The following is a 21449-nucleotide window of genomic DNA, read 5'->3' as shown; positions in this document are numbered from 1 at the left end:
TCTCGTCTTTGAGATCAGAACCGTTTTAGCAATTAGTCAAGAAAGGAAGGGTCAATCCATTCAGTCGCCCATTTAGAAATCTCACCTAGAATGGGGGCCAGTGCCTTTCCTTTATCAGTCAATGAATATTCGATGCGAACCGGAGTTTCAGGGATGACATCCCGCTTCACTACTCCTTCAAGCTCAAGTTCTTTCAGCCGTTCTGACAGAACTCTGCCGCTTAGATTTGGAAGTGCTGCTTCAATTTCGCTAAATCGCTGCGATCCGTTCAAGAGCTGAAATACGATCAAAGCGACCCAGCGTTTACTTAAGATGTCGACTGCTTTTTCAAATCTAGGACACATTTCTGATTGGTTCATACTTTTCACCTCGTCTGTCACTATTATAACGCAAATAACGAGGGAGGGTATGCAAGCGTGATTGATAAAATGCAGAAAGAGAAACAGGGGATTATGAGGAAGAGGCGCGTTTTTTTGCTTCTGAAGACAAAAAATCGAAGTATTTGCTGAGATTTTCAATATCCTGCTTTGAGAGATGTTCCCATTTTTGACTATTGAAAATCGGGAGGTGCTCCGCTCCGCGAGTGACAGCCGTCTGGTAAATTTCATAAACGGATTGATAGCTTTCAGATGCTTCGCGGATTTCTTCAGGAAAGGCCTGAATATGGCCTGCGGCGGCCATTAGGTTTTCGTACGGCACTTTCAGGACGGCTGCCAGTTTTTTAATCGTGGCGGGTTTTGGCGTCCCGCGTTTGCCGTTTTCAATTTTTGAAATGGTGGCCGAGCTGATGCCTGAGTACACCGCAAGCTGATTCACTGTCAGTTTGCGGGCGCGGCGCAGCTCCCGTAATTGCTGTCCGAATGGTGACATGGTCTATCGCCCTCACATTTCTATAGAGTCAGTCATCAGCAGACCGTTTTTTGGCTTCGTCTGAAATAAACGAAAAATAATGATCCAGCATGAGCAAATCTTCTTTATTGAGATATTGCCATTTTTCGTTCTCAAGAAGCGCAAGGTTTTTCAGGTCATAGGCCTCCGCTTTTTCGAGCAGCTTGCACTTCGTTTCATAAGGAGCCTTGGCTTCATGCACTTCTTCGATGTAACCAGCCTTGTACATAAGCCCCTCATAAGGAATTTTTAAGGCCTCTGCCAGTTTTTTGATGGTGGCAGGTTTGGGAACGCCCCGTTTTCCGTTTTCGATTCTGGAGATGCCGGCCGCGCTTACGCCTGAATAAGTCGCCAGCTGGTTGACTGTTAACTTTCTCTCTTCACGCAATGCCCGTAATTGTTCGCCAAAGCTTTCCATATATCTCACCCCGTCCCTCACTGTTACTCATATTTTAGTATGTTTATTGACTAAAGGGAATAGGTAGACTGGAAATGTATTGACAAAAGTTAACATAAGCCGTAATGTAAAAGTATAGAAAAAAGTTTTTCAGGAATGGAAGGTGAGGAAAGTGCCAGTAGAAAAGATACAGATTAGACGTGATTATGTCTTGCAGTATATGGTTAATAACGATTATTCCCTTAATCAGCTTGCGCTGGAAATCGGAGTCTCACCCGCCACACTGAGCCGCGTGCTGAATGGAGAAAGACGGCCGGGGCAGCTTGTGATCGGTAAAATGCTTCACTATTTTAATTTGAAATTTGAGGATCTTTTTTACTATGACTTTATTGACAAAAGTCAATAAAGTAACAAAAAACGCAAGGAAGCCAAGCGTTTTCTATTCCTATGAATGATGTGTCAGCACAAACCCTGTCACCAGCTCATTGCACGTTTTCCATTGTTTTGTCGGCAATTGATGTCCCTGATATTCCAATCTGAAAAATTCGGCATGTCTGCACGATCTTCGGTAATAGCCTGCGTTTGTAAAGGTCCAGTCCCGCAGGCCGCCATACATAAACAGCATTGGCATGTCTAGGCGGGGCAGTTGTTCAATGCAATTGTAGCCAAGCGAATCCAGATAATACTGATGCCAATGGGCCTGGTCTGCTTTTTTCATATGGTCTGTTAATATGCTGCGAAGCTGTCTGTCTTTTGTGTGGCTGCCAGCGAGGATTTTCATGAGCAAACCGGGGTTTTTTTCAAGCAGATACATTCCCAGTTTGTGCAGCTTCTGGCCGATTACGTTATGAACAGCTGGGTAGGCGCCGGACAGAATAAGGTGTGACACTTTGTCCGGGCGGGTAAAGCCGATATGCTGCGCGATTAAGCCTCCGGCAGAATACCCGAATAACACAGCTTTATCAATGTGCAAAGCGTCCATGAATTGCGCGATCTCGTTTGCGTAATAGGAAATAGACGCTGGCTGATCGATGTGATCACTATCACCGTGGCCGCTTAAATCGGGAAAAATCACCCTGAAATGCTTGGATAGAAGGCGCTGATAATAAAAAACCTTGCGTCCCATGCCCGGCGGGTGGATAAAAATGATAGGGATTCCCTGTCCATATTCTTCATAAAAAAGATGTTTCCTGCTGTCTATGCTGATAAGCGGCATCGCTTTTCTCCTTTGACCTTTTCATATGAATAGGGTAACCAAGATAAAACGTCTTATCCGGCCTTTTGGCGTCTGATACAGCGTGACATGCCAACCCTTTTCATGTAAAATAGAAGTAATGTAGCCAGTGAGTCTGGAGGTGTATGGGATGCACGCAGTTTTGATTACCTTGTTGGTTATCGTCAGCATTGCACTTATTATTGTCGTTTTGCTTCAATCCAGTAAAAGCGCCGGATTATCTGGTGCGATTTCAGGCGGAGCGGAGCAGCTCTTCGGGAAACAAAAAGCAAGAGGTCTTGATTTAATTTTGCACCGCATTACGGTAGTGCTGGCAGTCTTGTTTTTCGTGTTAACGATTGCGCTTGCTTATATCCTATAGGGCAATGTTTGTATAAGGTCTGATGTGAAGTCAGGCCTTTTTCACGTTTCTGGATGATATTCAATACGTTTTTTTCTGATTAAACTGTGGAAAACTAAAATGATCGTGCAGATAGAAAGGGAGACATGAGCATGAAAGTTGTGACACCAAAACCATTTACATTTAAAGGCGGAGACAAAGCGGTGCTTTTGCTGCACGGCTTTACAGGCAATACAGCGGATGTAAGGATGCTGGGACGATATTTGAATGAACGCGGCTATACGTGCCACGCGCCTCAATATGAAGGACATGGCGTCCCGCCTGAAGAACTTGTACATACGGGGCCCGAAGACTGGTGGAAAAACGTAATGGATGGCTATGAATACTTAAAATCTGAAGGCTATGAGAGCATTGCTGCCTGCGGACTGTCGCTTGGCGGGGTTTTTTCGCTGAAATTGGGTTACACTGTACCCATAAAGGGAATTGTCCCAATGTGCGCACCGATGCATATTAAGAGTGAAGAGGTCATGTATCAAGGCGTTCTTTCATACGCTCGCAATTACAAAAAGTTTGAGGGGAAAAGCCCGGAGCAAATTGAAGAGGAAATGAAAGAATTCGAAAAAACGCCGATGAATACCCTCAAGGCGCTGCAAGACTTAATTGCTGATGTGCGGAATAATGTCGATATGATTTATTCACCGACATTTGTGGTGCAGGCCCGTCATGACCACATGATTAATACCGAAAGCGCCAATATTATTTACAACGAAGTGGAAACTGATGATAAACAGCTGAAATGGTACGAGGAATCAGGGCATGTCATTACACTCGACAAAGAACGTGACCTCGTCCATCAGGATGTGTATGAATTTTTAGAGAAGCTCGATTGGTAATCAACAGGAGGTCGGATAATGGAAAAAGAAGCATTTATGGAAAAGCTTCTCTCGTTTATGAAGGAAGAGGCGTACAAACCTCTGACCGTTCAGGAACTTGAGGAGATGTTAAATATTACGGAAGCCGAGGAGTTTAAAGAGCTAGTCAAAGCGTTAGTCGCCTTGGAAGAAAAAGGGCTTATCGTACGGACGAGAAGCGACCGCTACGGCATTCCGGAGAAGATGAATTTAATAAAAGGAAAGATTTCAGCCCATGCGAAAGGATTCGCCTTTTTGCTGCCTGAGGATTCGTCGTTAAGTGATGTGTTTATTCCGCCTAATGAGCTAAATACGGCAATGAACGGCGATATCGTCATGGTGCGTCTGAATTCACAGTCAAGCGGCTCCAGGCAGGAAGGAACCGTCATACGGATTTTAGAAAGAGCGATTCAGCGGGTTGTCGGCACGTATACAGAAACGAGAAACTTCGGCTTTGTCATTCCGGACGACAAAAAAATCACGAGTGACATCTTCATTCCGAAAAATGGGAAAAATGGAGCTGCGGAAGGGCATAAGGTTGTTGTCAAGCTGACGAGCTATCCTGAAGGCCGCATGAACGCAGAGGGTGAGGTTGAAACCATTCTCGGCCACAAAAACGACCCGGGCATTGATATTTTATCGGTCATTCATAAGCACGGCCTGCCGGGAGAATTTCCAGCTGACGCGATGGAACAGGCATCAAGTACGCCTGACACGATTGATGAAAAAGATCTGAAAGACCGCCGTGATCTCCGTGACCAGGTGATTGTCACCATTGATGGTGCGGATGCGAAGGATTTGGATGATGCAGTTACCGTGACGAAACTTGATGATGGAAGCTACAAGCTTGGCGTTCACATAGCTGATGTCAGCCATTACGTAACCGAAAACTCGCCGATTGACAAAGAAGCGCTTGAAAGAGGGACAAGTGTGTATCTGGTTGACCGTGTCATCCCGATGATTCCGCACAGATTGTCAAACGGCATCTGCTCCTTAAATCCAAAGGTTGACCGCCTGACGCTTTCTTGTGAAATGACAATTAACAGTCAGGGACAGGTGACAGAGCACGAGATCTTCCAAAGTGTCATCAAAACAACGGAAAGAATGACATATTCAGATGTGAATAAAATTCTTGTTGACGATGATGAAGAGCTGAAGCAAAAATACGAGCCTCTTGTTCCGATGTTCAAAGACATGGAGCGCCTGGCTCAAATTCTTCGCGATAAGCGGATGGACCGCGGCGCCGTTGACTTTGATTTCAAAGAAGCAAAGGTGCTTGTTGATGACGAAGGAGCGGTTAAAGACGTTGTGATCAGAGAACGCTCTGTCGCCGAGAAGCTGATTGAAGAATTTATGCTTGTGGCAAACGAAACAGTAGCGGAGCATTTCCATTGGATGAACGTCCCGTTTATATACCGGATTCACGAAGAGCCGAATGCTGAAAAGCTGCAAAAGTTTTTAGAGTTTGTGACGACATTTGGCTATGTGGTGAAAGGAACGGCGGGGAATATTCATCCGCGCGCGCTGCAAAGCATTCTGGACGCTGTGCGTGACAGACCAGAGGAAACGGTTATATCTACTGTTATGCTCCGTTCGATGAAACAGGCGAAATACGACCCGCAAAGCTTGGGGCACTTCGGTCTGTCAACGGAATTCTATACGCATTTCACATCGCCGATCCGCCGTTATCCGGACTTAATCGTTCACCGCCTGATCCGAACGTATTTGATCAACGGCAAAGTCGATGAAGCGACTCAGGAAAAGTGGGCTGAACGCCTGCCGGATATCGCCGAACATACATCATCAATGGAGCGCCGTGCAGTTGACGCCGAGCGTGAGACGGATGATCTGAAAAAAGCGGAATACATGCTTGATAAAATCGGTGAAGAGTTTGACGGCATGATCAGCTCTGTGACAAACTTCGGAATGTTCGTCGAGCTGCCGAATACAATTGAAGGACTCGTCCACGTCAGCTTTATGACAGATGACTACTACCGCTTTGACGAACAGCATTTCGCAATGATCGGCGAGCGGACAGGCAACGTCTTCCGCATCGGGGATGAAATCACAGTCAAGGTTGTCGATGTCAATAAAGATGAGCGCAATATCGACTTTGAAATTGTCGGCATGAAGGGCACTCCGCGGCGTCCGAGAGAATTGGACAGCAGCCGGAGCAGAAAACGCGGAAAGCCTGCCAGAAAACGTGTTCAAAGCACCAATACACCTGTTTCTCCAGCTCCGTCTGAGGAAAAAGGGGAGTGGTTCACTAAGCCGAAGAAGAAAAAGAAAAAACGCGGCTTCCAGAATGCTCCGAAACAGAAACGGAAAAAGAAGAAATAGCAGCTCAACCAGCAAATAGGGCCGCAGCGCTCTATTTGCTTTCTTTCGGAAACAGCTTTTCATTGTAGCGGTACGTGACATTTGGTAAAATAGAGCGTATCGCAAAAGGTGGACAGTTTTTCCTTAGAGAGAGGAGGTTCTGGCATGCCAAAAGGGTCAGGAAAAGTATTATCTCAAAATAAGAAAGCCAATCACGATTATTTTATAGAAGAAACCTATGAAACAGGCATCGTTCTGCAAGGAACCGAAATCAAATCGATTCGCGCCGGCCGCGTAAACCTTAAGGATTCCTTCGCCAAAATCGAACGGGGAGAAGTGTTTCTCCACAATATGCACGTCAGCCCATATGAGCAGGGAAACCGCTATAACCACGATCCGCTTCGGACAAGAAAGCTGTTAATGCACCGCAAGGAGATTAATAAGCTGATCGGGTTAACAAAGGAAAAAGGCTATTCTCTCGTTCCGCTGAAGCTGTATTTAAAAAACGGCTTTGCCAAAGTGCTTCTCGGCCTTGGAAAAGGGAAGAAGAACTATGACAAACGGGAAGATCTGAAGCGCAAGGACGCGAAGCGGGAAATCGAAAGAGCGTTCAGAGACAGTCAAAAAGGCTTCTAAAGGCATAGTGCTTGATTCGAAAATCAGGCCTGTGCTATACTGTGGTCACGATCAGATCACGTCGCCATTCATTTGAAGGATTTGACAATTGAAAAGAGCCGTGATCATGTTATAATAAGACTATAGCCAGTTTGAGTGAGAGCTTGATATTTTCTCCCGTATTTCCCTTATACCAAGGGGACGTTACGGATTCGACAGGGATGGATCGAGCTTGAGCTGCGAGCCGAGAGGCGATCTCGTAAACACGCACTTAAATATAACTGGCAAAACTAACAGTTTTAACCAAAACGTAGCATTAGCTGCCTAATAAGCGCAGCGAGCTCTTCCTGACATTGCCTATGTGTCTGTGAAGAGCACATCCAAGTAGGCTACGCTTGCGTTCCTGTCTGAGAACGTAAGAAGAGATGAACAGACTAGCTCTCGGAAGGCCCGCCCGCAGGCAAGAAGATGAGTGAAACCATAAATATGCAGGCTACGCTCGTAGACGCTTAAGTAATCGATGTTTCTGGACGTGGGTTCGACTCCCACCGTCTCCATACATACTTTGAAACCGCAGTGCTATCAAGGCTTTTAAAGCTTTTGAGGGCACTGCGGTAACATTTTGGTAACACTTTTAAAATTTTTCGTTTTTCATAAAGCCAATAACCTCACGTTGTGCAGACGGATAAAGGTGACTATACGTGTTTAATGTTTCGGCGGTCGTGAGGAGGTTGAAGGCTTCCTGAAAACTGAGGTCCTCAGCACTTCTGAAGTTGCCGAGATTTTAGGGGTAAATAAGCAGCGCATGAGTAAATTGATAAGTGACAAACGCATTGAAGCTGTAAAAAAAAGATAGGGAATACAAGTTTGTCTTTACTGCAAGATGCGGAGGCGTTGAAAGAATAGCTTGAAACAAATAAAAAATATCGTCCGCATAATAATTGAGCCCCCTCGTATGAGCAGGGCTTTTTTAATGTGTAAAAAGTTTAAATGTCACAGTTTTGTAATGTAAATTAAATTCCAAATATGATAATATTTAGCATGTAACAAATTAGTAGAAAGGAATGATTAAAGGAATGAGTAAGCTAAAAAGTAGCATAATTGTCATTTTGTCGTCTTTTGCCCTTTTAGTCACTGTCCTCTTAAGCACTCCTGCCAACACCGTAGAAGCAAAATCAATTATGAACAATTTAACATCGAAAGAGAAGGTAAGCGAGGCATTAAAGCATGCAAAGGAAGCTGATTTTGAGAAAGCAGAGAAATTTGTCAAAGAAGCTTTAAAACTCAACGATGATTTTACATACAGCGTAGATAAAGAAAAAGCTAAACAAATTGGTTATACTGGTGATGAAATCTTTAACCTTTCATTATTTTATGCTAGCATTCCAACTGAACAGGTTAAATGGTTAGAGCAAAACAAAGGACAAGAAGTCAAAGTTGGAGATGCCTCCACTGCAATTGTTCCAGCACTCCCGTGGGTAGTATATATTGGATTGCAAGAGCTTATTGCTCTTCTTACTGCAATTGGTCTGGCTGGGATAGCTCAACAATTCTTGAAAGAAGTTTATAACGCTGGGATGAATAAAGCTTGCAGAAAATTTGCTAGCAAAAACAAATATATTAAGAGTTTCTGTAAGGCAAATGGTTATCCAACTGAATAAAAACAAGCCTCCTGTAAAGGGAGGCTTGTTATTTTACCTAAGTAAAAGCCACAATGCTGAAACAACTGCAACCATAAAATAATCACCATCAGTTAGCTTAGTACCGTTTTTAATAAACACGTTTGCGACCCAATTCGCTTTAGTTCCTTCCGATGTGCTTAGCGCTAATTTTTTACCAATATTGTAATAAGCGACTTTAAATAAATAATAAGCAAAAGAACAGAAGATATAGAGCAATATGAATTTACCTATAAATAGCAACATGTATCAATCACTCTCCTTCATATATCCATTATTTTACCAAATGTAAAATTTATTTTGAAGAGAATTTAGCCTATTCATAAAGAAGTCCTCATCGAGTAGGACTTTCTAAACAATCCATTTTTCGGATAAGGTTTTCGTGGTATCACGTATTTCCTGTTCACTTTTTACGGTCTTTCTTTTTTTCTGTAAAGCCGCATATTAACAAAAAACTGATATAACTTGCGTTCAAAATTTGTCATGCTCATTTGTGTTTTCTGTATCACCCACACCCCATATCAACAGGCGGATCAAAGTTAATTTCATATATATTCACCTCTATCTTTAAAGCACATATGCACATAATTCAATTATATCTAGTGAGACTTTTTGGCGGAAACCATTTTAAAGGAATGTTTGTCTTTGCTTTTAAAATGTTAGAATTACAATCTGGAATCAAGTTCCTCCATTTTTAGAGAGGAATGGAAAAGGCCCTTTCCTAGTGAAGGCCCTTTTTATTTGCAGGCAGAAAGTTCTACAAGGGCAGTTCCATTTTTTAAAGTAGATTTAGATAATGAGTATATTGATAAACAAAGAATTATTTTTAAAATAAATCAAATCAAAGTGTTAGCTATCATGTAAAAATTACCCTTAGGTTGAATGATAAGGTGATTATGGACCAGAACAGGGAAAATGAGGAGGGAGGGGAACGATCGGTAAATGGACCTACCGCATCGTAGCAGAATTCAAGGCATTGAGTATGTGTGTAGGTCCATGACATTTGCGGTAACATTTTGATAACAAAAATATAAAATTATAGTTTTTAAACTGATTTTTTATCATACGTAAAGGCTTATATATCAACGGTTTGTAACTATTTTAAAACATAACCATACCATGGTAATAGACTCCCGCTGTCTCCATACATAATGAGCATAAAGCAGAACCTCTTAAGAGGTTCTGCTTTATTTTTTCTCCAAACCACAGGCACCAAAAAGTGCGTACTTCCATTTCAATCCCAGCTGTTTCATACTGATTGCAGAGCAGATGTTTCACCAATCAGATTTCTGTCAATAAATAAGAGAAATCAAAAACGGAGGGATGAATAATGAAGCTGAATTTACAAGGAAAAACCGCACTGGTGACCGGTTCGACATCAGGGATCGGAAAAGCTATTGCCTCTTCGTTAGCTGAAGAAGGTGCGGCAGTGATCATTAACGGACGCCGGGAAGAGAAAGTGAATCAGACGATAGATGAACTGAAAACACAACATGCTGAAGCGGTTCTTTATCCGGCCGCATTTGATTTGGGAACTGAAGAAGGCTGCAATGAGCTGTTTCAGGCATATCCAGAGGTTGATATTTTGGTCAACAATTTAGGGATTTTTGAACCGGCGGAGTACTTTGATATTCCCGACGATGAATGGTTTCGTTTTTTTGAAGTGAATATTATGAGCGGTGTAAGGCTGACACGCAGGTATTTGCATAACATGATAGAGAAAAAAGAAGGGCGTGTGATTTTCATTGCCAGTGAAGCGGCGATTATGCCGTCACAGGAAATGGCCCATTACAGTGCGACAAAAACGATGCAGCTGTCCATTTCCCGCAGTTTGGCGGAGCTGGCAACCGGCACGAATGTCACAGTCAACACCGTCATGCCGGGCTCTACCTTAACAGAGGGTGTGGAAACCATGCTGAACTCGCTGTATCCTGGTGAAAACCTGACTGTTCAAGAAGCTGAGGCACGTTTTATGAAAGAAAACCGGCCGACATCTATTATTCAAAGACTGATCCGTCCGGAAGAAATCGCCCATTTCGTTACATTTTTAAGCAGCCCGCTTTCCTCTGCGATCAATGGCGCGGCACTTCGGGCGGACGGCGGTTTGGTCCGCAGTGTCTTTTAAACCTCTCCCAACAGGAGAGGTTTTTTATATATTGTTGATTTCCATAAATTTCTGCCGTATAATATTGGTACCGAAATAGTTTTCTTGGTACCGAAAGCGGGGGATTAATATGGATAAAAGAATTCTGGCGGAAACTTTCCGGCTGATCAAGCAAAAAGGATTTTCATTTACGATGAATGATTTGGCTGCAGCGCTGGGAACGAGCAAACGGACGCTCTATGCATATTATTCATCTAAAGATCAGCTTGTTGAGGCGGTTGTCGAACAATTTTTAGCCGAAATGAAGCAAATGGAAAGAGACATCTATGAAAATGAAAGTTTAAATGTGCTTGAAAAGGTGAAAAAAATGCTGATCAGCCTTCCGCAGGGAATGGAACTGCTGAACATGGGATTATTAAATGAACTAAAGAAATACCATTACGATGCGTGGCTTACATTAGACACGTTTATTAAGGCAGAATGGGCCATTGTCCTAGAATTATTAAACGAGTGCAAACAGCAAAAGAGAATCAGAAACATCAATCCGGACCTGTTTATTCACATGTATATAGGGAGCATCAACCAAGTGTATGACCCTGAATATCCACTGAAACATCAGTTCACGACAGGAGAGGTACTTGAATCAATTGTAGATGTTTTGTTTAACGGTATAACAGCTGATGAGGAGGCTGATGCCACGTGAATTGGGTGTTTCTATGCTTGGCGATTTTGTTTGAGGTTGTGGGAACGGTCAGCATGAAGCTATCGTCTGGTTTTACAAAGCTTATTCCCAGTTTGCTGTTGATTTTCTTTTATGGAGGGAGTCTTTTCTTTCTGACGCTTACGCTTAAATCCATTGATGTATCAGTTGCTTATGCTGTATGGTCAGGGATGGGAATTGTCCTGATTACAGTCGTTGGTTTTTTGTTTTTTCAAGAACATGTTAGTGTCATCAAAGTCATTTCAATTGGATTGATTATTGCCGGTGTTGTGTCTTTAAACCTGATTGAGCATGCTGCGGTGTCTGAGCCGGTACATAAAAGCGGGCAGTACAAATGAGATATATGAAGCTGTTTTTTCTCGTGACTGATATCGGTTTTATCTTGTACTGGTTGTCAGCCGGGTTTTCGCTCATACCGGAAAGCTGGGCTTTTAAACATCATGACCATCCGTTTATGATCGCTTGGAACTGGTCTTTTTTTCCGCTGGATATCCTGATTTCTGTCACAGGGTTGTACAGCTTGTACCTACAGCGGGTGAATCGTGCTGACTGGAAAATGATGGCGCTGATTTCTCTTGTGCTGACCTGTTGTTCAGGTCTGCAGGCGATATCATTCTGGACATTCAGCAGGGACTTTGATCTTGTATGGTGGCTGTTTAATGGGTATCTATTGATTTATCCTTTATTTTTTATTCACCTGCTCTTGAAGGAAGGCAGAAGGACAAAACAGTCCTGACAGGTGCCGCTTTTATGATAATAAACTGATGTAATGAAGCAGAGACGGTATAAGTCTCTGTTTTTTTATCGGGCGCACCAATTGAGAAGCTAACCGCGTTTTTGGGCATACTAAAGCAAAGAAACGGGAAAAGTTCTACACATTCATTGAAAAGGATTTTGTCAAATGAACAAAACTGCTGCGAACAATCAAAGAATCATGCCTATCGTGAAGGATGCCTTTCGCATTCATGCAAATCCATTTCCTTGGAAAAAGGCTATCGGATCAGGTTTCGCTTCAGGGTTTCCTGTGCTGGTCGGTGCATTGGCAGGTCACACGGATTACGGATTAATTGCAAGTATCGGAGGCTTTGTTTATTTATATGCGGGCGGTGAATCGTACAAAAAGCGCGCCTTGAAGCTGCTCTTAGTTTCTATTGGGATCGCCCTCTCATTTGGTTTAGGGACGCTTTTGTCCGGGACGCTTTGGATGATGGCGGCTGTTTTGGGGCTGGTCGGTGCAGCGGCGATGTTTATTTTTAGCGCGCTCGGCATTCAAGGCCCTGCGCCGATGTTTTTTGTCCTTGCCTTTTTAGTCAGTTCCGGGCTGCCGGCCGATCCTTCACAAGCGCTGTTCAGAGCGGGACTGACGTTTCTCGGCGGCATCTTCGCCATGGGTATCGCTTTAATCGGCTGGTTATCGAACAAACATGGACCGGAGGGAGCGGTGCTGCAAAAAACATATCATCAGCTGGCTGCATGTCTTTCAGCCGTCGGAACGCCAGGTTTTCATAACGCACAGCATCAGACCGTGCTCATGCTTAGAACAGCCCGCCAAACGGTTCTTGGGAAAGGGAACAGACGGAAAAAATCGCGGCATGATGAACGATTTTTCCGCCTCCTTGAAAAAGCTGACGACATATTCATTGCCATTATTCATTTTTCAGCTGAAACGCCGGACAGAGAGACCGCGCAGATTGAAAAGGCACTTCGCCAAACCGGAGATATGCTTGCGAATGCACGGGTTTTCAATACGTTTCAGATTAATGAAAATGAATCTGAGCCTAGGCGGAAGCTGTTTGAAGAAATCAATGAGGTTTTGCATATCGCTTCAGAACGTTTTGATAAGCAGCTTGACGGGGAGCCGAGCCGCCTGCCATCCTCTTTTTACTTTTTGAGAAATGCTTTTGACTGGAAGTCTCCAGTTTTAATTAGAGCGTTAAAGTACGGAATTGTTCTGTTTGCCGCCGATATGTTTGCCCTCGCATTCGGCTTTGCACGCTCCTATTGGATTCCGCTTTCGGCAGCAGCGGTCATGCTTGGCACTACTGTTGTTTTTACGCTTCACAGGGCTATTCAGCGTTCGGCCGGAACGGTGATCGGTGTTATACTGGCAGGCGCAATCCTGTTTTTTAAGCCGGGCGGTATTTATATTGCGTTTTGTATTGCAGCGCTGCAATGTCTTCTTGAGATGCTGATCGTCCGCAATTATGCGCTGGCTGTTCCCTTTTTAACCGCAAATGCGCTTGTTATCACAGAAAGTATGCATGGCGGCGCGGGCGCCGGTTATTTTATGATAGCGAGGCTGACTGATGTAGCTGTCGGCAGCGTGATCGGGCTGTTGGGAACAATGCTTTTGTGGCGGCGGTTTTCAACGAAGCGACTGCCTGAACTGATGAGGAACGTCATCCGGCTGGAAGGGCAGTTTATGGAGAAACTGTTAACCGGGCAGAATGCCGACGAACACAAGTTAAGGGTGAGTCTTGTCAGGCTTCGGGATGCGTATGACAAGGCCCTTGGCGAGTTTCCTCATGCGAATGCGGAGGCGCTCTGGCCTGCCATTTCCGGTGCTCAGCACTTAGGGTACTATTTGCTCTCGGCCCAAGCTCACCGCCGTCCGCCTGCTCCGTTTTCTGATGAAGAGATCAACCAGCTGCGGGCGTTTTTTGAACAGGCTCAGCAATCCTTTATCATGAAAAGGATGCCTGCGGATATTCAAGTGCCGCATGTTCCTCATTATCCTCGAATCAGTAAAGAATTGTCCGCGCTGTATTCAGGCTTGAGAACAGCTTTTGAAAAGTAAGCTGTTTGGAAAGTTAAATAATCTTTAATTCGAGATGTTTTACTTGAAAGTAAATTTCTTTGTCTCTATAATAAAGTCTAAGAGAGACAGAATAATCATTATGCATCTGTATGATAATAATTGGTGTGTGATTTTTAAAAACGAAAGGGCTGGTAAAAATGGCAAAAGTATTATATATCACTGCTCATCCGCATGACGAAGCAACTTCGTACAGTATGGCAACAGGTAAAGCATTTATCGAATCTTACAAAGAAGCAAATCCAAATGATGAAGTTGTACATATCGATTTGTACAAAGAAAACATCCCGCACATTGACGCAGATGTATTCAGCGGATGGGGAAAGCTTCAGTCAGGTACAGGCTTTGAAGAGCTTTCTGAAAGCGAAAAAGCGAAAGTAGGCCGTTTGGGAGAGCTTAGCGATCAATTTGCATCAGCTGATAAGTACGTATTTGTTACACCTTTATGGAACTTCTCATTCCCGCCAGTGATGAAAGCGTATCTCGATTCTGTTGCTGTTGCAGGAAAATCATTCAAATACACAGAACAAGGTCCTGTCGGCTTGTTGACTGATAAAAAAGCAATTCATATCCAAGCTCGCGGCGGCTACTATTCAGAAGGCCCTGCGGCTGAGATGGAAATGGGACACCGCTACATCGGCATCATGATGAACTTCTTCGGCGTACCATCATTCGAAGGCATTTTCGTAGAGGGACATAATGCGGAGCCTGATAAAGCACAGCAAATCAAAGAAGACGCGATTGCGCGTGCGAAAGAAGCAGGAAAAACATTCTAATGAAAAAGCCTCCCCTTATTTGGGGAGGCTTTTGTTTTAGTGCTCCAGCATAATGGTTCGTTTCTCTTTACTGCTTTTCATCGCGGCTTCAATGATGCGGATGACATTAATACCTTCCTCAGCAGTGACTGGCAGCGCAGCACCTTCCCGTATGCTTTCCGCTATTTTGCGGTAATAAGTAAGGTAGGAGCCATTTACTGATGGGATCGTTTCTGTTTTTTTGCCGGAGCCACGAATGGTTGTAAGCTGTCCGTAAAACTCCGGATCATCTGCACCCCAGCTGTCATCCTCTGGTTTTCTTCCCGCTCTGAGTGCGTCTTCCTGTCCGTCAATTCCGTATTTGATAAAGCTGGAATCTTTTCCATGGATTTGATAACGAGGTCCGTTTGCCGGAACGATTGATCCCCCGTATAGAATGGCTTGAAGCTTGCCATAGTCCAGGGTTAAATGAAAATAGTCAACCGTTTCGGCATTTTCCCGCTGGGCCATCACGTTTGCAGTCACGGCTTTAGGCATCCCAAACAAATGCAGGGTTTGGTCTATGATGTGGGAGCCGAGATCATACAGCGTACCAGTGGCAATGCCTTCTTTTTCCCGCCACCGCGCTTGAACTTCAGGTCTGTAGCGGTCATAGGAAACTTGATATGTATTGATATCTTCAAGAGATCCCTCAGAGATCAGCTTTTTAATCGTTAAAAAGTCGTTATCCCAGCGTCGGTTATGATATACGCTTAATAATACGCCTTTTTCATCGGCAGCCCTTTTTAATGTTTCCCCCTCTTCGGCTGTTGCTGTCATTGGTTTTTCCATCACAACATGTTTTCCGGCCTGTATGCATGCCATAGCATGCTCGTAATGAAGGCCGCTCGGGGTGGTGACAATGACAAGCTCAATGGCAGGGTCATTTGTGATTTCCTCAAGCTCATGTACAACCTCAGCATCTGGAAAGTCCCGTTTCACTTCTTCTGTCCGAGATGTCATGATTTTGCTGATTTGATATTCATCCAGAACATCCAGCAGCGGCCCGTGAAAAACAGAACCGGACAATCCGTATCCTAATATTCCAACCTTGATCGTATCCACTTTTCTTCTCCCCTTTAAAAGCGTTATCAACAGAAGTATATACCCTCCTGATCAAATGGTAAAACGTAACTGATTCATTTTTTGCGTCGGCATGCTTAGACAACCGTTTGGACAATCAGTATAATGGGAATTAATATCATTAAACAGAGGTGTACGCATGGAAAAGCATAACGAACATAAAACATTAAACCATAAAAGCTCGAAAGAAAAAGATCAGATTACAAACCGGCTTAAGCGGATTGAGGGCCAGGTCAGAGGCATTCAAAACATGGTGGAAAACGACAGATATTGTGTAGATATTCTTGTGCAAATTTCAGCTGTTCAGGCGGCAATGAAAAACGTGGCGCTTCATTTGCTTGAGGATCATGCCCATCATTGTGTAGCAGATGCCATCAAAAGCGGCGACGGGGAACAGGCCATTTCTGAGCTTTTGGACGTATTTAAAAAGTTCACAAAATCATAAAGCGTTTTTTTATTGTAATACCCTACGGGGGTATGGTAGGATGTAAATAGAAAGAATAAACAGGAGGAATTGATTATGGAACAAAAAACATTGCAAGTTGAAGGAATGTCTTGTCAGCACTGCGTCAAAGCAGTAGAAACAAGCGTAGGAGAACTGGACGGCGTCAGTGCCGTTCATGTCAATCTGGAAGCGGGTAAAGTCGATGTTTCGTTTGATGCTGACAAAGTATCAGTCAAAGATATTGCGGATGCGATAGAAGATCAGGGCTATGACGTAGCTGAGTGATTCAAGGTATCGCGCCTTTAGGGAGGCGCGATATTTCTTTCATTTTTATATACCCCCCAGGTGTATATAAAGGAGTGAGTATGTTGAGTGAACAAAAGGAAATCGCGATGCAGGTCTCTGGTATGACCTGTGCGGCATGTGCTGCCAGAATTGAAAAAGGCCTGAAGCGGATGCCCGGTGTCACGGATGCCAATGTTAATCTGGCAACGGAAACATCAAATGTAATCTACGATCCTGCTGAAACAGGGACTGCAGCGATTCAAGAAAAAATAGAAAAGCTGGGCTATCACGTTGTTACAGAAAAAGCTGAATTCGATATTGAGGGCATGACCTGTGCGGCTTGCGCCAATCGGATTGAAAAACGGCTTAACAAAATAGAAGGCGTCGCAAATGCACCAGTAAACTTCGCATTAGAAACAGTTACGGTCGAATACAATCCAAAAGAAGCGTCTGTCGGCGATTTGAAAGAAGCGGTAGATAAGCTTGGATATAAGCTAAAGTTGAAGGGTGAACAGGACAGTGAGGCTGCTGCTGCTAAAAAGAAAGAAGAACGGAAGCAAACAGCGAGACTGATTTTTTCAGCTGTCCTGTCGTTTCCATTGCTTTGGGCGATGGTGAGCCATTTTACATTTACATCATTCATTTGGGTACCCGATATATTTCTCAATCCGTGGATGCAATTTGCGCTGGCGACACCAGTCCAATTTCTGATCGGCTGGCCGTTTTATGTGGGTGCGTATAAGGCGCTCAGAAATAAAAGCGCCAATATGGATGTATTGGTCGCCCTCGGTACGACGGCTGCTTACGCTTATAGCCTTTATCTTACTTTTCAAAGCCTTGGCTCTCACGGGCATACAGATGGCCTTTACTATGAAACAAGCGCGATTTTGCTGACGCTGATTTTATTAGGCAAGTTGTTTGAAACAAAAGCAAAAGGCCGTTCCTCGGATGCGATTAAAAAGCTGATGAAGCTTCAAGCGAAAACAGCGACTGTTGTAAGAGACGGACAGGAGCAAATCATCCCGATCGACGAAGTGCTTGTTAATGACATTGTTTACGTCAAACCTGGCGAACGAATTCCTGTCGACGGAGAAGTGGTTGAAGGCCGTTCAGCGGTTGACGAATCGATGATTACAGGAGAAAGTCTTCCTGTTGACAAAAATCCGGGTGACAGCGTGACAGGTTCAACCGTTAACGCAAACGGTTTCCTGAAAATTAAAGCTGTCAACGTCGGAAAGGATACTGCGCTTTCTCATATCATCAAAATTGTTGAGGAAGCACAAGGGTCAAAAGCGCCGATCCAGCGTCTCGCTGACCAGATTTCAGGCATTTTTGTACCCATTGTATTGGGGATTGCCGTTCTCACTTTTCTCATTTGGTACCTTTGGGCGGCTCCTGGCGATTTTGCTGAAGCGATCAGCAAGTTCATTGCGGTTCTTGTCATTGCCTGTCCTTGCGCCCTCGGTCTTGCCACTCCGACAAGCATAATGGCTGGATCTGGACGCGCTGCTGAATTCGGGATTTTATTTAAAGGCGGCGAGCATTTAGAAAAAACACATCGTCTCGATACAATTGTTCTTGATAAAACCGGAACCGTGACAAACGGGAAGCCGCGTCTGACAGATGCCATTCCATTCGGCCGTTTTGAAGAAAAAGATTTGCTTCAATTTGCAGCGGCAGCCGAAACGGGATCAGAGCATCCGCTTGGCGAAGCGATTATTGCTGGCGTGAAAGATAAAGGGCTTGAGATACCGAAGCTAACCCGTTTTGAAGCAAAAGTCGGCGCAGGCATTTTGGCTGAAGCCGGAGGAAAAAGCATTCTCGTCGGCACAAGAAAATTAATGGAGAGCGAACAGGTTGAGCATGGGGCTCTTCTCGCCAAAATGGAAGAGCTAGAGGCAGAAGGAAAAACAGTTATGCTTGTATCCATTGATGGAGAAGCAGCTGGGCTAGTAGCGGTTGCAGATACGATTAAGGACACGTCACGGAAGGCTGTTGCCCGTCTGAAAGAGTTGGGCCTTGATGTCATCATGATGACAGGAGACAATCGCAGAACCGCAGAAGCTATCGCGAAGGAAGCGGGAATTACGAATATCATTGCGGAAGTCCTTCCAGAACAAAAGGCAGCAGAAATTGCCCGCCTACAAAAAGAGGGCCGCCAGACGGCAATGGTAGGCGACGGAATTAACGATGCGCCGGCGCTTGCCACAGCTGACATCGGCATGGCGATTGGAACTGGCACGGACATTGCCATGGAAACAGCAGACATTACACTGATTCGCGGCGATCTGAACAGTATTGCCGACGCAATCCGCATGAGCAGATTGACAATGAAAAACATTAAACAAAATTTATTCTGGGCGCTTGGCTATAACAGCCTCGGCATCCCAATCGCAGCACTTGGATTTTTAGCACCGTGGATAGCAGGAGCAGCAATGGCATTCAGCTCCGTTTCCGTTGTTCTGAATGCTCTTCGTCTGCAAAAAGTAAAATGAAAAACCGGCTATATGCCGGTTTTTGTTTTTCATTGACACTTTCTTGGAAAACAACATATAATAGGTGTAACTTATATATGAGTATATGCTCATATATATTAAAATGAATGCAATACTCATTGATACGCTTTGAAAAGGGAACCCTAAATCGGAAGGTAAGGTGAGACTAGTGAAACAGGAATACGTTCTGGACGGTTTGGATTGCAGCAATTGTGCCCAAAAAATCGAAAATGGAGTCAAAGGCATAAAAGGCATTGACGGATGCGCGGTAAATTTTGCGGCAAGCACCTTAACTGTCTCAGCCGATGGGAAAGAAGAGCAATGGGTCACGAATAAAGTAGAGAAAAAAGTGAAATCAATTGATCCGCATGTAACGGTTCGCCAAAAGCATATAAAGAAATCAGCTGATGATGGCTATCGTAATCGAATGGTCAATATGCTGATCAGAATGGCGGCGGCTGTCATTCTCGGCGCAGCGGCATATTTGGTTCATTCGGGAACCATTGAACTTTTCCTTTTCCTCGCTGCTTATTTGATCATCGGCGGTGACATTATGATCCGCGCAGTCAAAAACATCATCCGCGGTCAGGTGTTTGATGAGCATTTCTTAATGGCTCTTGCTACAATCGGCGCCTTTCTGATTCAGCAATACCCTGAGGGCGTCGCCGTTATGCTGTTTTATCAAATCGGTGAGCTTTTTCAAGGTGCCGCGGTCAGCCGTTCCAGAAAATCAATTAGTGCGTTAATGGACATACGGCCTGATTACGCTAATCTCAAAACAAAGAACGGCATCGAACAGGTTTCCCCGGAGGATGTTCAGACAGGAGACATCATTGTGGTTAATCCGGGAGAAAGCATACCCCTGGACGGTAAGGTCGTGCAAGGGTCAGCGATGGTTGATACATCTGCTTTAACAGGTGAGTCCGTTCCGAGAAAAGCTGCGGAAGGACAAGATGTAATGTCAGGCTTTATCAATCAAAACGGCGTTCTGCATATTGAAGTCACAAAGGGCTATCAGGAATCAGCAGTATCAAAAATATTAGACTTGGTTCAGAATGCGAGCAGCCGTAAAGCCCGGACAGAAAACTTTATCACGAAGTTTGCCAAGTATTATACACCTGCTGTTGTGATCATCGCGGTATTGCTGGCCTTTGTTCCGCCGCTTGTTCTTTCTGGCGCCGCGCTTTCCGATTGGGTGTACCGCGCGCTTATCTTTTTAGTGATTTCTTGTCCTTGTGCGCTTGTTGTCTCCATTCCGCTCGGTTTCTTCGGCGGAATCGGAGCGTCCTCAAAGGCCGGAGTGCTTGTAAAGGGAAGCAATTATTTAGAAGCTTTGAATCAAGTCAAATACGCGGTGTTTGATAAAACGGGAACACTAACAAAAGGCAGCTTTGAAGTGACAGAAATCAAACCCGCGGAAGGTTTTACAAAGGATAGATTACTTGAAGCGGCGGCATACGCTGAGCTTCATTCACAGCATCCAATTGCTGAATCTGTGCGTAAAGCTTACGGGAAAATGCTTTCTTCCGATGAGATTGAGTCATACGAAGAAATCTCCGGTCACGGCATTTTTGCAAAGGTAAATGGAACTGAGATCCTTGCTGGGAATAAAAAGCTCATGGAAAGAGAACAAATTGAGGATGTCCCGGATGAAAATGCTGGAACAATCGTACACGTTGCTGTTGATCACCGCTATGCCGGAGCAATCATCATAGCGGATGAGATAAAGGAAGACGCAGCACAGGCGGTTGCTGATCTGAAGTCGCTTGGGATCAAACAGACAGCTATGCTGACGGGTGATTCGAAACAAACGGGAGAAGCCGTCGGAAAACAGCTTGGGATTGGTGAGGTATATGCAGAGCTGCTGCCGCAAGATAAAGTCGCGCAGGTCGAAGCATTAGAAGCTAAGCTTTTGCCTAATGAAAAACTCATTTTTGTCGGTGACGGTATCAATGATACGCCGGTGCTTGCCCGCGCAGATATAGGGATCGCGATGGGAGGCCTTGGCTCAGATGCCGCGGTAGAAGCCGCAGACATCGTGCTAATGACAGATCAGCCGTCAAAAATTGCGGAAGCGATTCGGATTGCGAAACGGACACGGCGTATCGTGTGGCAAAACATCGGATTTGCTTTAGGTGTGAAAGCGATCTTTCTTATTCTTGGTGCATTTGGAATTGCGACCATGTGGGAAGCGGTTTTCTCAGATGTCGGCGTTACACTGCTTGCTGTGGCGAACGCCATGCGCGTCATGCGTCTCAAAAACAAATAAATTGTCGGAGAGAATTCATTTTTTCGGGGTTTTCTTATCAGCGCTTGTCTTGTTA

Annotated in this window: 23 protein-coding genes and 1 other RNA gene; 18 read left to right on the top strand and 6 right to left on the bottom strand. The window is 44.4% G+C overall.

The genetic code is table 11. From position 1 onward, the window contains the following. Positions 1-32 precede the first annotated feature (32 nt). The 3 genes from catR to rghR all read right to left on the bottom strand — a co-directional run bounded on the left by catR (position 33) and on the right by rghR (position 1306). A complete protein-coding gene (catR, locus tag QF06_RS15195; RefSeq protein WP_003242888.1) occupies positions 33-359 on the bottom strand; it encodes a catDE operon transcriptional regulator CatR in 327 nt (108 codons plus the stop codon). A 91-nt stretch (positions 360-450) separates the two neighbouring features. Further along, positions 451-870, bottom strand: coding sequence for a helix-turn-helix domain-containing protein (locus tag QF06_RS15190; RefSeq protein ID WP_014480905.1), 420 nt, complete (start codon positions 868-870; stop codon positions 451-453). A gap of 28 nt (positions 871-898) precedes the next feature. Further along, entirely contained in the window at positions 899-1306 is a 408-nt protein-coding gene (gene rghR / locus QF06_RS15185; RefSeq protein WP_014665397.1) for a transcriptional repressor RghR, read from the bottom strand. Between the two features lie 151 nt (positions 1307-1457). On the opposite strand from rghR, the gene QF06_RS15180 reads away from it, so the two are divergent. Beyond that, positions 1458-1691, top strand: a complete 234-nt coding sequence (locus QF06_RS15180) for a helix-turn-helix domain-containing protein (protein ID WP_003220031.1) — start codon at positions 1458-1460, stop codon at positions 1689-1691. 39 nt (positions 1692-1730) lie between these two features. Here the strand turns inward: QF06_RS15180 and QF06_RS15175 are convergent, their stop codons facing one another. Further along, on the bottom strand, positions 1731-2501 hold the full coding sequence (locus QF06_RS15175; RefSeq protein ID WP_015251223.1) for an alpha/beta fold hydrolase: 771 nt from the start codon (positions 2499-2501) through the stop codon (positions 1731-1733). Between the two features lie 148 nt (positions 2502-2649). On the opposite strand from QF06_RS15175, the gene secG reads away from it, so the two are divergent. The 7 genes from secG (at position 2650) to QF06_RS15150 (ending at position 8365) form a co-directional block, all read left to right on the top strand. Further along, complete coding sequence (secG, locus tag QF06_RS15170) at positions 2650-2880, top strand: preprotein translocase subunit SecG (RefSeq protein ID WP_003220028.1); 231 nt, start codon at positions 2650-2652, stop codon at positions 2878-2880. A 131-nt stretch (positions 2881-3011) separates the two neighbouring features. Next, the gene (locus QF06_RS15165) at positions 3012-3752 is read left to right on the top strand and encodes an alpha/beta hydrolase (RefSeq protein ID WP_003242610.1); all 741 of its coding nucleotides are present in this window, start codon (positions 3012-3014) and stop codon (positions 3750-3752) included. Positions 3753-3770: 18 nt separating this feature from the next. Next, a complete protein-coding gene (rnr, locus tag QF06_RS15160; RefSeq protein ID WP_021480613.1) occupies positions 3771-6110 on the top strand; it encodes a ribonuclease R in 2340 nt (779 codons plus the stop codon). Positions 6111-6254: 144 nt separating this feature from the next. Next, the gene (gene smpB, locus QF06_RS15155; protein WP_003220025.1) at positions 6255-6725 is read left to right on the top strand and encodes an SsrA-binding protein; all 471 of its coding nucleotides are present in this window, start codon (positions 6255-6257) and stop codon (positions 6723-6725) included. A gap of 176 nt (positions 6726-6901) precedes the next feature. Further along, positions 6902-7264: a transfer-messenger RNA gene (gene ssrA, locus QF06_RS21495) on the top strand. Positions 7265-7446: 182 nt separating this feature from the next. Further along, positions 7447-7560 carry a helix-turn-helix domain-containing protein gene (locus QF06_RS22170; protein WP_223497724.1) on the top strand — a complete coding sequence of 38 codons (114 nt, stop codon included), beginning with the start codon at positions 7447-7449 and terminating at the stop codon, positions 7558-7560. 220 nt (positions 7561-7780) lie between these two features. After that, positions 7781-8365, top strand: a complete 585-nt coding sequence (locus QF06_RS15150) for a PTS lactose/cellobiose transporter subunit IIA (RefSeq protein ID WP_041850536.1) — start codon at positions 7781-7783, stop codon at positions 8363-8365. A 33-nt stretch (positions 8366-8398) separates the two neighbouring features. Here the strand turns inward: QF06_RS15150 and QF06_RS15145 are convergent, their stop codons facing one another. Then, on the bottom strand, positions 8399-8629 hold the full coding sequence (locus tag QF06_RS15145) for a hypothetical protein (RefSeq protein WP_021480611.1): 231 nt from the start codon (positions 8627-8629) through the stop codon (positions 8399-8401). A 1084-nt stretch (positions 8630-9713) separates the two neighbouring features. Here QF06_RS15145 and QF06_RS15140 point away from each other — a divergent pair. The 6 genes from QF06_RS15140 (at position 9714) to azoRB (ending at position 14799) form a co-directional block, all read left to right on the top strand. Beyond that, positions 9714-10508, top strand: coding sequence for an SDR family NAD(P)-dependent oxidoreductase (locus QF06_RS15140; RefSeq protein ID WP_003228388.1), 795 nt, complete (start codon positions 9714-9716; stop codon positions 10506-10508). 109 nt (positions 10509-10617) lie between these two features. Next, positions 10618-11190 carry a TetR/AcrR family transcriptional regulator gene (locus tag QF06_RS15135; protein WP_032722523.1) on the top strand — a complete coding sequence of 191 codons (573 nt, stop codon included), beginning with the start codon at positions 10618-10620 and terminating at the stop codon, positions 11188-11190. Continuing rightward, positions 11187-11546 (top strand): DMT family transporter, encoded by a 360-nt coding sequence (locus QF06_RS15130; RefSeq protein ID WP_041850537.1) that lies wholly within the window; start codon positions 11187-11189, stop codon positions 11544-11546. The genes QF06_RS15135 and QF06_RS15130 overlap by 4 nt, the downstream gene beginning before the upstream one ends. Next, the gene (locus tag QF06_RS15125; protein ID WP_021480606.1) at positions 11543-11944 is read left to right on the top strand and encodes a YvaD family protein; all 402 of its coding nucleotides are present in this window, start codon (positions 11543-11545) and stop codon (positions 11942-11944) included. The genes QF06_RS15130 and QF06_RS15125 overlap by 4 nt, the downstream gene beginning before the upstream one ends. A gap of 165 nt (positions 11945-12109) precedes the next feature. Further along, positions 12110-14005 (top strand): FUSC family protein, encoded by a 1896-nt coding sequence (locus QF06_RS15120; protein ID WP_041850538.1) that lies wholly within the window; start codon positions 12110-12112, stop codon positions 14003-14005. A gap of 158 nt (positions 14006-14163) precedes the next feature. Then, complete coding sequence (azoRB, locus tag QF06_RS15115; RefSeq protein WP_003228400.1) at positions 14164-14799, top strand: FMN-dependent NADH-azoreductase AzoRB; 636 nt, start codon at positions 14164-14166, stop codon at positions 14797-14799. Positions 14800-14835: 36 nt separating this feature from the next. On the opposite strand, the gene iolW is transcribed toward azoRB, so the two are convergent. After that, positions 14836-15912 carry a scyllo-inositol 2-dehydrogenase gene (gene iolW, locus QF06_RS15110; RefSeq protein WP_014480865.1) on the bottom strand — a complete coding sequence of 359 codons (1077 nt, stop codon included), beginning with the start codon at positions 15910-15912 and terminating at the stop codon, positions 14836-14838. 127 nt (positions 15913-16039) lie between these two features. Here iolW and csoR point away from each other — a divergent pair, with 127 nt between their 5' ends. The 4 genes from csoR to QF06_RS15090 all read left to right on the top strand — a co-directional run bounded on the left by csoR (position 16040) and on the right by QF06_RS15090 (position 21394). Then, a complete protein-coding gene (gene csoR / locus QF06_RS15105; protein ID WP_003228404.1) occupies positions 16040-16345 on the top strand; it encodes a copper-sensing transcriptional repressor CsoR in 306 nt (101 codons plus the stop codon). A 75-nt stretch (positions 16346-16420) separates the two neighbouring features. Further along, positions 16421-16630, top strand: coding sequence for a copper chaperone CopZ (copZ, locus tag QF06_RS15100; RefSeq protein WP_003228406.1), 210 nt, complete (start codon positions 16421-16423; stop codon positions 16628-16630). Between the two features lie 83 nt (positions 16631-16713). Then, positions 16714-19125: a copper-exporting P-type ATPase CopA gene (gene copA / locus QF06_RS15095; protein WP_041850539.1), complete on the top strand. Its 2412-nt coding sequence runs from the start codon at positions 16714-16716 to the stop codon at positions 19123-19125. Positions 19126-19285: 160 nt separating this feature from the next. Next, positions 19286-21394 carry a heavy metal translocating P-type ATPase gene (locus QF06_RS15090; RefSeq protein WP_125121138.1) on the top strand — a complete coding sequence of 703 codons (2109 nt, stop codon included), beginning with the start codon at positions 19286-19288 and terminating at the stop codon, positions 21392-21394. Positions 21395-21449: the final 55 nt, after the last annotated feature.

Source organism: Bacillus sp. YP1, assembly GCF_000877815.1.
Taxonomy (GTDB): Bacteria; Bacillota; Bacilli; order Bacillales; family Bacillaceae; genus Bacillus; species Bacillus subtilis.
Note: the sequence above shows the minus strand (reverse complement) of the source record. Positions and strands in the feature narration are given on the sequence as shown.

Excerpts from the sequence above, each read along its gene's own strand:
- catR (WP_003242888.1), bottom strand. The coding sequence starts at position 359 with ATGAACCAATCAGAAATGTGTCCTAGATTTGAAAAAGCAGTCGACATC.
- QF06_RS15190 (WP_014480905.1), bottom strand. The coding sequence starts at position 870 with ATGTCACCATTCGGACAGCAATTACGGGAGCTGCGCCGCGCCCGCAAA.
- rghR (WP_014665397.1), bottom strand. The coding sequence starts at position 1,306 with ATGGAAAGCTTTGGCGAACAATTACGGGCATTGCGTGAAGAGAGAAAG.
- QF06_RS15175 (WP_015251223.1), bottom strand. The coding sequence starts at position 2,501 with ATGCCGCTTATCAGCATAGACAGCAGGAAACATCTTTTTTATGAAGAA.
- secG (WP_003220028.1), top strand. The coding sequence starts at position 2,650 with ATGCACGCAGTTTTGATTACCTTGTTGGTTATCGTCAGCATTGCACTT.
- QF06_RS15165 (WP_003242610.1), top strand. The coding sequence starts at position 3,012 with ATGAAAGTTGTGACACCAAAACCATTTACATTTAAAGGCGGAGACAAA.
- rnr (WP_021480613.1), top strand. The coding sequence starts at position 3,771 with ATGGAAAAAGAAGCATTTATGGAAAAGCTTCTCTCGTTTATGAAGGAA.
- smpB (WP_003220025.1), top strand. The coding sequence starts at position 6,255 with ATGCCAAAAGGGTCAGGAAAAGTATTATCTCAAAATAAGAAAGCCAAT.
- QF06_RS15150 (WP_041850536.1), top strand. The coding sequence starts at position 7,781 with ATGAGTAAGCTAAAAAGTAGCATAATTGTCATTTTGTCGTCTTTTGCC.
- QF06_RS15145 (WP_021480611.1), bottom strand. The coding sequence starts at position 8,629 with ATGTTGCTATTTATAGGTAAATTCATATTGCTCTATATCTTCTGTTCT.
- QF06_RS15140 (WP_003228388.1), top strand. The coding sequence starts at position 9,714 with ATGAAGCTGAATTTACAAGGAAAAACCGCACTGGTGACCGGTTCGACA.
- QF06_RS15135 (WP_032722523.1), top strand. The coding sequence starts at position 10,618 with ATGGATAAAAGAATTCTGGCGGAAACTTTCCGGCTGATCAAGCAAAAA.
- QF06_RS15125 (WP_021480606.1), top strand. The coding sequence starts at position 11,543 with ATGAGATATATGAAGCTGTTTTTTCTCGTGACTGATATCGGTTTTATC.
- QF06_RS15120 (WP_041850538.1), top strand. The coding sequence starts at position 12,110 with ATGAACAAAACTGCTGCGAACAATCAAAGAATCATGCCTATCGTGAAG.
- azoRB (WP_003228400.1), top strand. The coding sequence starts at position 14,164 with ATGGCAAAAGTATTATATATCACTGCTCATCCGCATGACGAAGCAACT.
- csoR (WP_003228404.1), top strand. The coding sequence starts at position 16,040 with ATGGAAAAGCATAACGAACATAAAACATTAAACCATAAAAGCTCGAAA.
- copZ (WP_003228406.1), top strand. The coding sequence starts at position 16,421 with ATGGAACAAAAAACATTGCAAGTTGAAGGAATGTCTTGTCAGCACTGC.